Annotated in this window: 15 protein-coding genes; 5 read left to right on the forward strand and 10 right to left on the reverse strand. The window is 69.3% G+C overall.

The genetic code is table 11. From position 1 onward, the window contains the following. Nucleotides 1-135 precede the first annotated feature (135 nt). The 4 genes from G3N96_RS26705 (at nt 136) to G3N96_RS26720 (ending at nt 2916) form a co-directional block, all read left to right on the forward strand. Nucleotides 136-522, forward strand: coding sequence for a hypothetical protein (locus tag G3N96_RS26705; RefSeq protein WP_124584993.1), 387 nt, complete (start codon nt 136-138; stop codon nt 520-522). Then, a complete protein-coding gene (locus G3N96_RS26710; RefSeq protein ID WP_175236832.1) occupies nt 519-923 on the forward strand; it encodes a hypothetical protein in 405 nt (134 codons plus the stop codon). Before G3N96_RS26705 ends, G3N96_RS26710 begins: the two co-directional genes overlap by 4 nt. A 96-nt stretch (nt 924-1019) precedes the next feature. Further along, nucleotides 1020-1745, forward strand: coding sequence for a copper homeostasis protein CutC (locus G3N96_RS26715; RefSeq protein WP_206139049.1), 726 nt, complete (start codon nt 1020-1022; stop codon nt 1743-1745). An 82-nt stretch (nt 1746-1827) separates the two neighbouring features. Beyond that, entirely contained in the window at nt 1828-2916 is a 1089-nt protein-coding gene (locus tag G3N96_RS26720; protein WP_206139050.1) for a suppressor of fused domain protein, read from the forward strand. A gap of 25 nt (nt 2917-2941) precedes the next feature. On the opposite strand, the gene G3N96_RS26725 is transcribed toward G3N96_RS26720, so the two are convergent. The 6 genes from G3N96_RS26725 to G3N96_RS26750 form a co-directional block, all read right to left on the reverse strand. Then, nucleotides 2942-4297 (reverse strand): allantoin permease, encoded by a 1356-nt coding sequence (locus tag G3N96_RS26725; protein WP_206139051.1) that lies wholly within the window; start codon nt 4295-4297, stop codon nt 2942-2944. Between the two features lie 222 nt (nt 4298-4519). Further along, on the reverse strand, nt 4520-5515 hold the full coding sequence (locus G3N96_RS26730) for a biotin-dependent carboxyltransferase family protein (protein ID WP_206139052.1): 996 nt from the start codon (nt 5513-5515) through the stop codon (nt 4520-4522). Next, nucleotides 5505-6380, reverse strand: a complete 876-nt coding sequence (locus tag G3N96_RS26735) for an allophanate hydrolase subunit 1 (protein WP_206139053.1) — start codon at nt 6378-6380, stop codon at nt 5505-5507. The genes G3N96_RS26730 and G3N96_RS26735 overlap by 11 nt, the downstream gene beginning before the upstream one ends. After that, a complete protein-coding gene (locus G3N96_RS26740) occupies nt 6377-7840 on the reverse strand; it encodes an acetyl-CoA carboxylase biotin carboxylase subunit (RefSeq protein WP_206139054.1) in 1464 nt (487 codons plus the stop codon). The genes G3N96_RS26735 and G3N96_RS26740 overlap by 4 nt, the downstream gene beginning before the upstream one ends. Nucleotides 7841-7844: 4 nt before the next feature. Next, nucleotides 7845-8087 (reverse strand): acetyl-CoA carboxylase, encoded by a 243-nt coding sequence (locus tag G3N96_RS26745; RefSeq protein ID WP_206139055.1) that lies wholly within the window; start codon nt 8085-8087, stop codon nt 7845-7847. Between the two features lie 16 nt (nt 8088-8103). Further along, nucleotides 8104-8886, reverse strand: a complete 783-nt coding sequence (locus G3N96_RS26750; RefSeq protein ID WP_206139056.1) for a 5-oxoprolinase subunit PxpA — start codon at nt 8884-8886, stop codon at nt 8104-8106. Between the two features lie 259 nt (nt 8887-9145). Here G3N96_RS26750 and G3N96_RS26755 point away from each other — a divergent pair, with 259 nt between their 5' ends. Continuing rightward, nucleotides 9146-10063, forward strand: a complete 918-nt coding sequence (locus G3N96_RS26755) for a LysR family transcriptional regulator (RefSeq protein WP_206139057.1) — start codon at nt 9146-9148, stop codon at nt 10061-10063. A gap of 78 nt (nt 10064-10141) precedes the next feature. Here G3N96_RS26755 and bioB read toward each other — a convergent pair whose 3' ends face one another. The 4 genes from bioB to bioA are packed head-to-tail and all read right to left on the reverse strand — an operon-like array spanning nt 10142 to nt 14470. Beyond that, a complete protein-coding gene (gene bioB, locus G3N96_RS26760) occupies nt 10142-11164 on the reverse strand; it encodes a biotin synthase BioB (RefSeq protein WP_089441144.1) in 1023 nt (340 codons plus the stop codon). 53 nt (nt 11165-11217) lie between these two features. Further along, nucleotides 11218-11937 carry a dethiobiotin synthase gene (gene bioD, locus G3N96_RS26765; protein ID WP_206139058.1) on the reverse strand — a complete coding sequence of 240 codons (720 nt, stop codon included), beginning with the start codon at nt 11935-11937 and terminating at the stop codon, nt 11218-11220. Next, on the reverse strand, nt 11934-13127 hold the full coding sequence (bioF, locus tag G3N96_RS26770) for an 8-amino-7-oxononanoate synthase (protein ID WP_206139059.1): 1194 nt from the start codon (nt 13125-13127) through the stop codon (nt 11934-11936). The genes bioD and bioF overlap by 4 nt, the downstream gene beginning before the upstream one ends. After that, nucleotides 13124-14470, reverse strand: coding sequence for an adenosylmethionine--8-amino-7-oxononanoate transaminase (bioA, locus tag G3N96_RS26775; protein WP_206139060.1), 1347 nt, complete (start codon nt 14468-14470; stop codon nt 13124-13126). Before bioA ends, bioF begins: the two co-directional genes overlap by 4 nt. Nucleotides 14471-14527 lie beyond the last annotated feature (57 nt).

Genomic DNA, 14527 nt, shown 5'->3' on the forward strand with positions numbered 1-14527 from the left:
GGCGGCGGGGGCGGGCGACGCGAGCGGAGCGGGCCCGCCGTTGCGTTCGCCGCGCGCTTCCCCGACCGCGGCCATCGTGACCGCGCGCGCGCCGTCCCGGGGGCCACCATGGCGGCGAATAACAAGGAAAACACAATGAAAAGACCGATTTCGCTGACCATTCTCGCGTGGATCATCATCGTGACCAACGCGATCACGTGCGTCTATACGCCGTTCTCGATCGGCATGCCGACCACCCAGGCGCTGCTGGCGCACTACCTGCTGCCCGTCTGGGCGACGCTCGGCATCAGCGTGATCCTCGAAGCCGCGAACGTCGTGATCGGCATCGCGATCCTGAAAGGCCGCGAGTGGTCGCGCAAGGCCTACATCGTGACGTTTGTGATCGGCATTGCGTTCTCGTTCGTCAACATGCCGGCGTCGATGTATGCGGTGCTGATTCCTGGCGTCCTGCTGTTCGCGCTGTTCGTCTACCTGATGTTCCGGCGCCCCGCGACCGCGTATTTCCGGCAGGCCGTCGCGTGAGCGTCGTGCGTAACGCGCTGGCGATCGTGCTGTTCTCGATCGCCGGCTTCTGCGTGATCGCCGCGCAGATGGCGGCGTTCATGAAAGTCGGCCACGCGGGCGCGACCGCCCTATTCGTCGCCGTGCTGTTCGCGGTGTCGGCCGTGCTGCTCGCTGCGGGCGCGTTTGCCGGCGCATTCCGGCCGCGTGCGCGCGGCGCGGGCATCGTGCTGCTCGTCGCGGCCGCGACCACCGCGCTCGGGATGGTGGGCTGGGGGACACTCGTGCTCACGCCGGCGATCGTCGACGTGATGCAGCAGCAGGGTGCGTACTTCAACGCGCGCATGTTCCGCTTCGTGCCCGGCACCGGCGTGACGGCGTTGTCGGCGCTCGTCGGCGTCTGGCTCATGCGGCGCGGCTGAAGTACGCCGCTGAAGTACGCGGCCGCCGGCACGCTGGCGTCCGTCTCGCGGCTCGGCTAGGATGCGCGAATTGTCCTGACGATTCGCGGGCCGCCCATGAACCGAAACGCCGCCTCCTCCGTTCTCCTCGAAGTGATCGCCACGACCGTCGGCGATGCGAAGGCCGCCGCCCGCGCGGGCGCCGACCGCCTCGAACTCGTGACCGCGATCACCGAAGGCGGGCTGACGCCGAGCGTCGGCCTGATCGAAGCCGTCGTGGCCGCCGTGCCGATTCCCGTCAACGTGATCGTGCGACCGCACAGCCGGTCGTTCGTCTACGACGCCGACGATCTCCGCGTGATCGAGCGCGACGTGCGTGCAGCCGTCGCGGCCGGGGCGAACGGCGTCGTGTTCGGCGCGCTCGACGCTCGCGGTGACGTCGATCTCGACGCACTGGCCCGCATCGCGGCCGCGGCGGACGGCCGCGCGCTGACCTTCCACCGCGCGTTCGACGTATCGCGCGACCTCAATGCCGCCTTCGACGCGCTGCTGCGCGTGCCGGCCGTCACGTCGGTGCTGACGTCGGGCGGCCATCCGTCGGTGCTCGACGCGGTCGCCACGATCACGCGGCTGGTGCGGCAGGCCGCAGGCTCGACCTGCACGGTGCTGGCCGGCTCGGGGCTCACGGTCGATGCGGTCGGCGATTTCGTCCGCGCGACCGGCGTGCGCGCGGTGCATGTCGGCTCGGGTGTGCGGCCGCGCGGCGAGGTGCTGGCGCCGGTCGATCCATCACGCGTCGAGCGTGTACGCGCGGCGATCGACGGCGCGGCGGCGCACGTGTGACGCGTGCGTCGGATGGCGGCGATCACTGCCGCTGCTTGCACCGACACCAGACACCGGGACACCATCGCGGAGAGGGGGCCACATGACGGACGCAACGCACGACCCGCACGACGGTGCCGCCGACGACGGCGCGCCGGGCTGGGACGCGATCGACGGCGCGCTCGCGCGCGTCTATCCGGGGCAGGAGCCGAAGCACTACGCCACGCTGCTCAAGTGGCGGCTCGGCGGCCGCGATCCGCTCGACGGGATCAGCGTGTGGAAGCGCGCGGAACCCGTGCCGCACTGGCATTTCGTCACGTATGGGCTGTCCGAGCTGTATGCGAAGGAGTCGGACGATCCGGCCGTCAGCGGCTTCGGCTTCGAGCTGACGATGCGCGTCGCCTGCGGCGCCGCCGCCGAAGAACCGCCGAACTGGGTGTTCAGCTTCCTGCAGAACCTCGCGCGCTACGTGTTCCAGAGCGGCAATGCGTTCGACGACGGTCACTGGATGACGGCCAACGGCCCGATCGCGCTCGACACCGACACGCAGCTCTGCTCGATGGGCTTCGCGTTCGATCCGGAGCTGCCGGCGATCGATACGCCGCACGGCCACCTGGCGTTCCTGCAGATCGTCGGGCTGACGCTCGACGAGGAGCGTGCCGCGAAGCGCTGGCGCACGCGCGCGCTGCTCGACACGCTGCTGCCGCATATGCCGCTGTGGGTGACCGATCTCGGTCGCGCATCGCTGCTCGAGCGCGCGGACGTGCGCGGCGCGGTCGACGCCGGTACGCAGCGCGACGGCTCGTCGAGCGGCTACCTGTTCACCGACGTGCTCGGATGGGAAACGCGCAAGCGGCTGTTGCGCGCGCCCGTGATCGAGATCACCGTTGGCGCGCGGCAGGTCGACGAACTGGTCACGCTGCTGCCGCTGCGGTTGCCGTTCGACCGGCCGTTCCGCCTGGTCGGTCATGACGGCGCGGTGCGGTTCGTGCACGCCGACGCGAACGAAGTCACCGACGAGGACGGCACGCTGACGCTGCGGCTCACTGACGCGACGGTGCGGGCGCTGGCGCGCACGCTGCAGCCGCGCGCCGGCGAGTATGCGATCGACGGGCTCGACGGCGTGCGCTGGCGCGTGGAGAAGACCGTGATCCGCGATGCGCAGGGCAACGCGGTGCAGACGATCGGATGAGGCACGGCGGCGTGCGTGCGCCGTGTCACGTATTGCGTACGAACCAGGCCCGCTTGGCCGTGCCCAGCAGCGCACGATAGACCACCCACGACACGACGAACGTCGCGGGCGCCGACAGCGATGCGGCGAACCCCGTCGCCTGGTTCAGCGCGAGCCCGATGAATGCGCCGGCGAACCAGGCGGTCAGCCCGCCCGGGTTGAAGGTCGGTACATGGGCGTCGCGGCATTCGACGTCGTCGCCGACCAGTTTCCCGTAGCGATCCGACAGGATGTGCGCGAGCGCGACGCCGACCCATGCGACGACGAAGATCCCCTGGTAGGCGAGCGCCTGCAGGATCCGCGAGAAGATGTCCGCCATCATCAGCGCATAGACGACCGCGCCCACCACGAGCGCCCACACGAATTTCGGCGCGCGCAGGCCGGCCACCTTCAGGAAGAACGCCTGCATGTTGACGGTCGCGAGGTAGTAGTTCGCGGTGTTGATCCGCGATTGCGTGACCCACACGAACAGCAATCCCCATACCCCCATCAGCTTCAGCAGCGCGAGCACCACGGATACTTCGGAGAGCGTACCGAGCCCCGGAATCGTGCTGACGAGATAGATGCCGGCCGCGCCGTTGACGAGAAACGTGACGAGGTAGAACGGCATCCCGAAGTTGAAGCGGCCGTGATAACCCGCGTCGTCCTTGCGGCCGAAGCGCGCGTAGTCGAACGTGAACATCATCAGCACCCACACGCCCATGTAGTAGACGAAGCAGTGCCACCAGCCGCCGGCCGGTACGGCGCCCGTCGGGCCGAAATCGAGCCACGCCGCGTGGTAGCCGTATTCGGCCGTTGCGAGCCCGACCGCCGCGAGCAGCCCGAGCAGGTAGAACGGCAGCAGCACGCCGTTGAACTTGTCGAGCCAGTGCTGCACGCTGCCGAACACGAGCGGCACGCTGTAGCAGACGACGATCAGCGCGGCCCATTTGTAGTCGAGCCCGGGAAACTGGTGGTGCGCGGCGACCGCGATCACCGAGCCCTCGAACACCGCGTAGTAGATCGCCGTCGCGAAGAAGATCAGCGTGGCGAGCGCCGCGCCCGCGCTGCCGAACAGCACGCGCGAGAACAGCGCGACCGACAGCCCCGTGCGGATCGCATAGCGGCTGATGATCGTGTTGACGAGGCCGTACGACACGACCGACAGCGCCATTCCGATCAGCGCGTTGCGTGCGCCATAGGTGAGCGCGAGCGTGGCGCCCACGACGATGTAGAACACCGCGCTGCACACGGCCCACCACGCCATCGTCAGCGAAAAGGGCGGCATGCGCGCGTGGTCGGGAACGGCGAGCGTCGACAGGTCGAGATCCTCGTCGGGGTGGGCCTGAGCCAGGTTGGCCATGATCGTGCTCCTTGATGAGCGGAAACTGCGAACGACGTCTCGGCCGCGGCACATGCGATCCGCAGGGTTGCCCCGACGTCGGGCGGGCAACCGGTTCGGCAGGAACGGAAACAGCGCGCAAGCGTCCCCGCCGCGCGGCGCACGGCCGCGCGGTCGGAAAACGGACAGCGAAAAGAGGGGGGTGACCAATGGCGCCCGGCACGCGCGCCGGGCGCCCGGTGCTCAGTCCCGCAGCACGGCGCGCAGCAGCGCGAGGCGCCGCTGGTACTCGCGGCGCGCGGCGAGCGCGTCGGCCATCGTCACGCGCACGAAGCGCGCGCGGTGGTTGGGCTGCATCTGGCCGATCAGGTCCAGGTCGGCACTGATGACCGTGCCGATCGTCGCGTAGCCGCCGCCCGACACCGCGTCGCGGTGCAGGATGATCGGCTCGAGCCCGGCCGGCACCTGGATCGAGCCGATCGGGTAGCACGCATCGACGATGTTCGACGGATCGGCGCCCGCGCCGAACGGCTGCTCGCGCGGCCGGAACTGCAGCGCGCGGCCGTTCTTGAAGCGGTAGCCGATGCGGTCGGCTTCGGGCGCGACCGTCCACTCGTCATCGAAGAAGGTGCGCGCCGAATCGTCGGTGAGCCGGTAGTGGTACAGGCCCGTCAGCACCCGAAGCTCGACCTGGTTGTCGAGCGGCCGGCTCACGGCCGTCGGCAGCTCGCGCCCTTCGCGATGCGTGCCGACGGGGGCGCCGATCGGCAGCCGGTCGCCTTTCTGCAGGCGCCGGCCCGCGTGGCCGCCGATCGCGCCGAGCGTGTAGGTCGAGCGGCTGCCGAGCACGACCGGCACGTCGATGCCGCCTGCCACGGCGAGATACGCACGCGCGCCGGCCTTCACGTAATGGAACGACAGCACGCTGCCCGCACGGATCCGCAGCGCGACGTTGCAGCGCTGCCCGATGCCGTCGATCTTCGGTGTCATCTCGGCGCCGGTGACGGCGAACAGCGCATCCGTATGGAACATCAGCTCGGGGCCGAGCAGCGTGCATTCGAGCACGGCGGCTTCCTCGGGATTGCCGACCAGCAGGTTCGCCGCGCGCGATGCGTACTGGTCGAGCGAACCCGACGGCGGAATGCCGACGTGGTAGTAGCCTTGCCGGCCCATGTCCTGGACCGACGTCGCGAGGCCGGGTTTCACGACTTCGATCAGGTTGTGCGCGTCAGTTTGCATGCAGCACCTCGACGAGAGAGCGGTTATACGCATCGGGATCGCGCAGGAACGCGTCGAGCGAGAATTTCACCGGGCGCACGCGCAGGGAGAAGGTGCCGGCTTCGACGTCGGCCACTGCCGCGTCGTACGCATCGCGATCGATCGGCTGGAATTTCACGATGTCGCCGGGCCGGAAGAACACCATGAACTCGCGCAGGTAGTCGAGCCGCTGCTCGGGGTCGAAGATCGGCGCCGGCGTCACGCCGAACATCTGGTAGCCGCCCGCGCCGCGCACCGAGTAGATGCAGCCGAAACAGCCGCCGTGGCCGACCGTCAGCTTCGGCGTGTCGGTGCGCGGCCGCAGGTACTTCGGCACTTCGAGCTGGCGTTCGCGCTCGACCATCTGGTACATGAACGGCAGGCCGGCGACGAAGCCGACCATCGACACGAACCACGGCGAGCCCGAGTGCGCGGCAATGAATGCGTCGACATCGCGCTTGCCGTTGATGCGCGCCGCGTATTCGAGATCGGTCGACGACGGGTCCTGGTGACGCTCGCGAAACCGCATCAGCGTCTCGTGCGTCCACGGGTCGTTGTAGAGCACCGGCACCTCGACGATGCGCGTGTCGAGTTCGAGCGGCGCGTCGCCGACTTCGGCCTCGATCGTCTTCAGCAGCGCGACGAGCGCATCGGGCTCGATCACGTCCGGGTCGTAGCGCACCTGGTAGGACGCATTCGCCGGACAGATCTCGGTGATGCCCGGCACCGCGCGGCGCTGCAGTTCACGCGTGATCGCCGTGCCCTTGAAGAACGCCTCGAGCGACATCGATTCGCTGATTTCGACGAACACGAACTCGTCGCCGCCGAACGTATAACGGGTCGTCACATCGCCTCCCCGACGCGCACGGCGTCTGCATTGTCGGCTGCGTGTTGCTGCGCGGCGGCGGTGGCGGCTTCGCGCCATCGCGGCATCCACGCCTCGAGGAAATTCGTGTGATAGCGCCCGGCGCGCACGTCGTCGTCCGCGAGCAGTGCGACGTGCAGCGGCGCGGTCGTCTTCAGGCCGCCGACGTGCAGCTCGCCGAGCGCGCGCGCCAGGCGCCGCAGCGCGGCCGCGCGGCTCTCGTCGTGCACGATCAGCTTCGCGAGCAGCGAATCGTAGAACGGCGACACGACGTAGCCCGGATAGAGCAGCGAATCGACGCGTACGCCGGGGCCGGTCGGCCACACGAGTTCGTCGATCCGGCCGGGGTTCGGGCGGAAATCTTGCAATGGATCTTCCGCGTTGATCCGGCATTCGAGCGCCGCGCCGCGCATCGTGATGGCGTGCTGCGCGAAGCGCAGCGGCTCGCCGTCGGCGATGCGCAGCGTCTCGCGCACGAGATCGATGCCGGTGACCGCCTCGGTCACCGGATGCTCGACCTGGATGCGCGTGTTCATCTCGATGAAGTAGAACTCGCCGCGCGCGTCGTCGAACAGGTATTCGAGCGTGCCCGCGCTGCGATAGCCGACTTCCTGCGCGAGGCGCGTGGCCGACGCGCACAGCGCGTCGCGCTGCGCGGGCGTGAGCGACGGCGACGGCGCTTCCTCGAGGATCTTCTGGCGGCGCCGCTGCAGCGAGCATTCGCGCTCGAACAGGTGGACGACATTGTGACCGTCGCCGAGCACCTGCACCTCGATGTGGCGCGCCCGCGCGATGAAGCGTTCGAGGTATACGCCGCCGTCGCCGAACGCCGCCTGCGCCTCGCGCTGCGCGAGCGGCAGCTCGGCATCGAGCTGCGCGGCGTCGTGCGCGACGCGGATGCCGCGCCCGCCGCCGCCGGCGGCCGCCTTGATCATGATCGGATAGCCGATGCGCGCGGCGACGTCCCGCGCCTCGTCGAGCGACTGCACGACGCCGTCGCTGCCGGGCACGGTCGGCACGTTGGCGCGCCGCGCGGTTTCGCGTGCGCGGGCCTTGTCGCCCATCGTGGCGATCACCTGCGAGTCCGGGCCGACGAAGATCAGGCCGGCCGCTTCGACCTGCGCGGCGAAGGCGGCGTTTTCGGACAGGAAGCCGTAGCCGGGATGGATCGCGTCCGCGCCGCACTGCCGCGCGGCGTCGAGAATCGCGGCGGGATTCAGGTAGCTTTTCGCCGCGTGCGATGAGCCGATGTGGATGGCGTCATCGGCCATGCGCGCGGCGAGGCTGTCGCGGTCCGCGTCGCTGACCACGGCGACCGCGCGCATGCCGAGCTCGCGCGCGGCGCGGATCACGCGTACCGCGATCTCGCCGCGGTTCGCGACCAGCACGGTCCGGATTCGCGACGGGCGGTAGAACGTGTCGGGGGAAGTGGCCTGTTTCATCGCGTCACCCCTCGATCCGCATCAGCACCTGGCCCGCGTCGACCGGCTCGCCGTCCTCGACGAGCAGCTCGACCACGCGCCCTCCCGCATCGGCTTCGATCTCGGTGAACTGCTTCATCACCTCGACGAGGCCGACCACCGCGCCCGCGGCAACCGTCGCGTCGACCACGACGTAGTAGTCCGCATCGGGCGACGGGCGCCGGTAGAAGGTGCCCGGCAGCGGGCTGACGATATCGTGCAATGCCATCGTGTGTCTCCTTGAGTCAGTGATGGGCGGCGAGCGGTTGCGGCCCGGCGGTCCGGATGCCTTCGCGGATCAGCGCGTGGCGCGTGTCGCGCACGAGCTCGAGCGCGCCCGGTGTGTCGCTGTGGATGCAGACCGAGTCGAAATCGATGTCGATGTCGTCGCCGTCGATCGTGCGCACCTTGCCGTCGATGCACGCGCGCAGCACCTTGTCGGCGACCTGGTGCGGATCGAGGCGGCCGACGCGGCGCGTGAACACGATCGAGCCGCTGCGGTCGTAGTCGCGATCCGCGTAGAACTCGCGGATCACCGGCTGCCCGTATTCGACGGCGACGCGGTAGGTGACCGACGCCTCCATGCAGTACAGCCACAGGCACGGGTCGACACGTTGCAGCGTCTCGATCAGCAGCCGCGAGAACGCCTCGTTGGCCGCCGCATGCATGTAGAGCGCGCCGTGCGGCTTCACGTGCTGCAGGCTGACGCCGTTCAGGCGCGCGAACTCGCGCAGCGCGCCGAGCTGGTACAGGATGTCGTTGACGAGCGCCTGCGGCGTTTCGGCGATCGTGCGGCGGCCGAAGCCGACGAGATCGCGAAAGCCCGGGTGCGCGCCGATGCCGACACCGGCGTCGCGCGCGAGCTGCACCGTGCGCGCCATGATGTTCGGGTCGCCTGCGTGAAAGCCGGTGGCGATGTTCGCCGAGCTGATGAGCGGCATGATCTGCTCGTCGACGCCGTCGCCGATCGTCCACGGACCGAAGCCCTCTCCCATGTCGGAGTTCAGGTCGACGCTGTGCTTCCTCATACGGTGTGCTCCTCCAGGTTCTCCGGTTCGCATGCGTCGTCGCGCATGCCGAAACCGTGTTGAACGCAGGTTAGCCGCGCGGGTTGCGTCAAAAAAGTTCTATTTTTGTATGCAGCCGTATCGATTTTTTCGATACCCCGGAGAGCGGCCGTCAAGGCCCGTCGGAGCAGGGATGGCAGGGTTTCCACGAGGCCGGGTTCACGGGCGCGGCACGGTTGTTATGATGTTTATCGCGTGCCCATCTGCTTTCTCATCGACCATGGCCCTGACCCTCAGACAGCTCAAGTATTTCGTCGCGACCGCCGAGCTCGGCCAGATCTCGCAGGCCGCGATCCAGCTCACGATTTCGCAGTCGGCCGTGACGAGCGCGATCAAGGAGCTGGAGGACAGCCTCGGCACGCAGCTCTTTCTGCGCACGCCGTCGGGCGTGACGCTCACCGACACGGGGCGGCGCTTCCTGAATCATGCGTACACGATCCTGTCGTCGGTCGACGAGGCGATGCGGATTCCGAACCTCGAAAGCACGCTGACCGGCACGCTCGCGATTGCCGCGAGCTACACGGTGCTCGGCTACTTCCTGCCGCATCACGTGCTGAGGCTGAACACGCTGTATCCGCGGCTGACGATCCACCTGCACGAGCTGAATCGCGAGTCGATCGAGGAAGGGCTGATCGCGGGCCGCTACGACATGGCCGTGCTGCTCACGTCGAACGTGTCGAATCCGGCGCTCGTGCTGGAGCCGGTGATCCACTCGGTGCGGCGGCTGTGGGTCGGCGCGCATCACCCGCTGCTCAGGCACGAGAGCGTCACGTTCGCGGAAGTCGCGCGCGAGCCGTTCGTGATGCTGACGGTTGACGAGGCGGGGCAGACGGCGCTGCGCTACTGGAGCGAGACGCCGTACCGGCCGAACGTGATCCTGCGCACGTCGTCGGTCGAGGCGGTGCGCAGCATGGTCGCGAACGGCAGCGGCGTCGCGATCCTGTCCGACATGGTGTATCGGCCGTGGTCGCTCGAAGGGCGGCGGATCGAGACGATCGTGCTGCGCGATCCGGTGCCGCCGATGAGCGTCGGTCTCGCCTGGCGCAAGGACATCGAGTTGAGCCCCGCGATGCACGCGGTGCGCGACTATTTCCGGCACACGTTCATGGAGCCGCGCGCGCTGGGTGGAGCAGGTTGAGGGCGCGACGCACGCGTAAAAAAGCCGGGACGTATCCCGGCTTTTTCATGTGGCGCACGAACTCGCCGTGCGTGGCGCTTACGCGTTCGCCGTCATCGCGTCCGCATCGCTCGAACGGATCCCGAGGCGCTCGAACAGCGCGCGGTCCTTCTGCGACTGCGGGTTGCTCGTCGTCAGCAACTGGTCGCCGTAGAACATCGAGTTCGCGCCGGCGAGGAAGCACAGCGCCTGCAGGCCGTCGTCGAGCTGCTCGCGGCCGGCCGACAGGCGCACCACGGCCTTCGGCATCGTGATCCGCGCCACCGCGATCGTGCGCACGAATTCGAACGGGTCGAGCGGTGCGGTGCCTTCGAGCGGCGTGCCTTCGATCGCGACGAGGTTGTTGATCGGCACCGAATCCGGGTACGGGTTCAGGTTCGCGAGCTGCGAGATCAGGCCCGCGCGTTCGCGGCGCGATTCGCCCATGCCGATGATGCCGCCGCAGCACACGTTGATGCCCGCGTCACGCACGCGGTCGAGCGTGTCGAGGCGATCCTGGTAGGTGCGCGTCGAGATCACCTGGCCGTAGAACTCCGGCGACGTGTCGAGGTTGTGGTTGTAGTAGTCGAGGCCCGCGCTCGCGAGTTCCTGCGCCTGCTCGTCTTCCAGCATGCCGAGCGTCATGCAGGTCTCGAGGCCGAGCTCCTTCACGCCGCGCACCATCTCGGTCAGCGCCGGCATGTGGCGCTCCTTCGGGTTGCGCCACGCGGCGCCCATGCAGAAGCGGCTCGCGCCGTTCGCCTTCGCCGCCCGCGCGGCGTCGAGCACCGCGTCGACGTCCATCAGCTTCTCGGCCTTCAGGCCCGTGTCGTGGTGCGACGACTGCGAGCAGTAGCCGCAGTCTTCCTCGCAGCCGCCCGTCTTGATCGACAGCAGCGTCGACAGCTGTACCGCGTTCGCGTCGAAGTGCTCGCGGTGCACCTGTTGCGCGCGGAAGAGCAGGTCGTTGAACGGCAGCTCGAACAGCGCGACGACGTCGGCGACGCGCCAGCGCTGCGAGACCGGAGCGGCCACGGGAATCGCGTCGGGTTGCACGGTGGCGGCGGTCTGGGCTTGGGTCATATCGTTTTCCTGTCCTGGTCGGGGATGAGGGATCGGGGATCTGTTTCGATTGGTCAATGCTGCGCGGTGCGCAGCGTCTCGACGAGCGCGGCGATGTCGAGCATCGCCGCGGCGGATTCGGGGGCGGCCGGGCTCAGGTGCGGAATGCGGCCGAGCAGCGGCGCGCCATGCTCGCGCGCGAGCCAGTCGCGCATCGTCGCGATGTTTTCATCGGGGAACGACATCGCCGGGTCGACGTGGTTCGCGACCCAGCCGGCGAGTTTGAGGCCGCGCGCGGCGATCGCGTCGGCGGTCAGCAGCGCGTGGTTGATGCAGCCGAGCCGCACGCCGACCACGAGCACGACCGGCACGCCGAGCGCGACCGCGAGATCGGCCATGTCCTGCGTGTCGTTCATCGGCACGCGGAAGCCGCCGGCGCCTTCGACGACGACGATCTCCGCGCGCGTCAGCGCTTCGCGATGGCACGCGACGATCGTGTCGATGTCGAGCGTCACGCCTTCCTGCGCGGCGACGATATGCGGCGCGGCCGGTGCCTTCAGCAGGAACGGCGTGCGCAGCGCGGGCGGCAGCACGACGTTCGCGGCCGCGTCGAGCTGGTCGGCGTCCTCGTTGCGCCACACGCCGTCGCGTTCATACGCGCCGGCCGCGACGGGTTTCAGCGCGGCCGCGCGCAGGCCATGCCGCGCGAAGCCGTGCAGCATCGCGGCCGAGACGAAGGTCTTGCCGATTTCGGTGTCGGTGCCGGTAACGAACAGCGAGAGCGGGGCGGTCATGCCGCAGTCTCCTCGCTGGCTTCGATCAGCGCGGCTTCGAGCCGCGCGAGATCGTCGAACGAATGCGCGGCCGACAGCGACACGCGCAGCCGCGACGTGCCGACCGGCACCGTCGGCGGCCGGATCGCGGGCACCCACAGGCCGTGCGCGTCGAGCGCGCGCATCGCCGCGAGCGTCGCGTCGTTGCTGCCGATCACGAGCGGCTGCACGGCCGTGTGCGAATCGACCGGCTGCCAGCGCGTGTTGCGCAGCAGCGTGCGCGTGCGGTCGATCAGCGCGGCGAGATGCGCGCGTCGCGCATTGCCTTCGTCGCCCGCGATCACCTTCAGGCTGGCCGATACCGCGTGCGCGACGGCCGGCGGCGCGGCCGTCGTGAAGATGTAGCTGCGCGCGCGCTGGATCATCCATTCGATCACGGTCTCGTGCGCGATCACGAACGCGCCCGCGACGCCGGCAGCCTTGCCGAGCGTGCCGACGTACACGAGATGCGGCGAGCGCAGCGCGGCGGCCGCAAGTGCGCCGCGGCCCTGCGGGCCGAGCACGCCGAAGCCGTGCGCATCGTCGACGACGAGCCACGCGCCGTGGCGTTCGGCCAGCGCGACGAGCTCGGCGAGCGGCGCGATGTCACCGTCCATGCTGAACACCGTGTCGCTGACGATCAGTTTCGTTTCGGCATCCGATGCGTCGAGCAACGCGGCGAGCGCGGCTGTATCCGCATGCGGATAGACCTGCACGTTCGCGCGCGACAGCCGCATGCCGTCGATCAGCGATGCGTGGTTCAGCGCGTCGGAGAAGATCGTCGCGCCTTTGCCGGTGAGCGCCGTCATCGCGGCGAGGTTCGCCATGTAGCCGGTGCTGAAGTACAGCGCGCGCGGCGCGTCGGAGAAGCCGCCCGAGAAGGCCGCGAGCTCTTCTTCGAGCGTGGCATGCGCACGCGAATGGCCGCCGAGCAGATGCGAGCCGCCGCTGCCGGAGCCGTAGCGCTGCGCGCCTTCGGCGAACGCGGCGACGAGCGCCGGATGCGCGGCGAGGCCGAGGTAGTCGTTGCTCGCGAAGCCGACGATCTCGCGGCCGTCGACGGTCATGCGCGCATCGCACGCGGTGTCGGCGGTGCGGCGCACGCGGCGCAGCCCTTGCGCGTCGAGCGCGGCGAGGCCGCGTTGCAGGGTATCGAGCAGAGGGTTCGTCATCCGGCGATCTCCGCGAGCGTTGCATCGAGCGTGTCGCGCGTGCGTTGCGCGAGCCACGCGATGTCGTCGTCGCTCATCACGTACGGCGGCATCAGGTACACGGTCGTGCCGATCGGGCGCAGCAGCAGCTCGCGTTCCAGCGCGCGCTCGAAGAAGCGGCGCGAAAAGCCGCGCGCCGCGTCGCCGTCGAGCGCGACGTCGAACGCGAACAGCGTGCCGCGCTCGCGCAGGTGCCGTACCTGCGGGTGCGCATCGAGCGGCGCGAGCGCCGCGCGCAGCGTCGCCGACTTGCGGGCATTGGCCGCGAGCACGTCGTCGCGCGCGAACAGGTCGAGCGTCGCGACCGCCGCGCGGCACGCGAGCGGGTTGCCCGTGTACGAATGCGAGTGCAGGAAGCCGCGCGTCGTGTCGTCGTCGTAGAACGCGGCGAACACGTCGTCGCGCGTGAGCACGAGCGACAGCGGCAGGTAGCCGCCGCTGATGCCTTTCGACAGGCACAGGAAATCGGGCCACACACCGGCCTGCTCGCACGCGAAGAAGGTGCCGGTACGGCCGCAGCCGACCGCGATCTCGTCGGCGATCAGGTGCACGCCGAATTCGTCGCACAGCGCGCGCAGCCCACGGACGTACGACGGATCGTGCATCGCCATGCCGGCCGCGCACTGCACGAGCGGCTCGACGATCAGCGCGGCGATCCGGTCGCCGCGTTCGACGAACAGGCGCCGCACGTCCGCGAGTGCGCGGCCCGCGACGTCGGCGGCCGTTTCGCCCGGTTGCGCGCCGCGTGCGTCGGGTGACGCGACGACATGCGCATGGCGGATCAGCGGGTCGTACGCGTCCTTGAACAGCGCGACGTCGGTCACGCCGAGCGCGCCGATCGTCTCGCCGTGATAGCTGTTGGCGACGCAGACGAATTCCTGCTTGTTCGCGCGGCCGCGGTTGCGCCACGCGTGGAAGCTCATCTTCAGCGCGATCTCGACCGCCGACGCGCCGTCCGACGCGAAGAACGCGTGGCCGAGCGTGCGCCGGGTGAGCGCGTGCAGCCGCTCCGCGAGTTCGATCGCGGGTTCGTGCGTGCAGCCGGCGAGCATCGCGTGCTCGAGCGTGTCGAGCTGGTCCTTCAGCGCCGCGTTGATGTCCGGGTTCGCATGGCCGAACAGGTTGACCCACCACGAGCTGATCGCATCGAAGTAGCGGCGGCCGTCACGGTCGACCAGCCACAGGCCCGCGCCGCGCGCGACGGGGATCAGCGGCAGGCGCTCGTGATGCTTCATCTGGGTGCAGGGATGCCAGACCGCGCGCAGGCTGCGCGCGACCCAGTCGTCGGTGGCTGGCGTACTCAAGGCGACTCCGGGGGATAAAACGGCTGCGCGGCATCGACGGGATGCCGCGCGGCGAGA

The organism is Burkholderia sp. Se-20373, assembly GCF_017104705.1.
GTDB lineage: Bacteria > Pseudomonadota > Gammaproteobacteria > Burkholderiales > Burkholderiaceae > Burkholderia.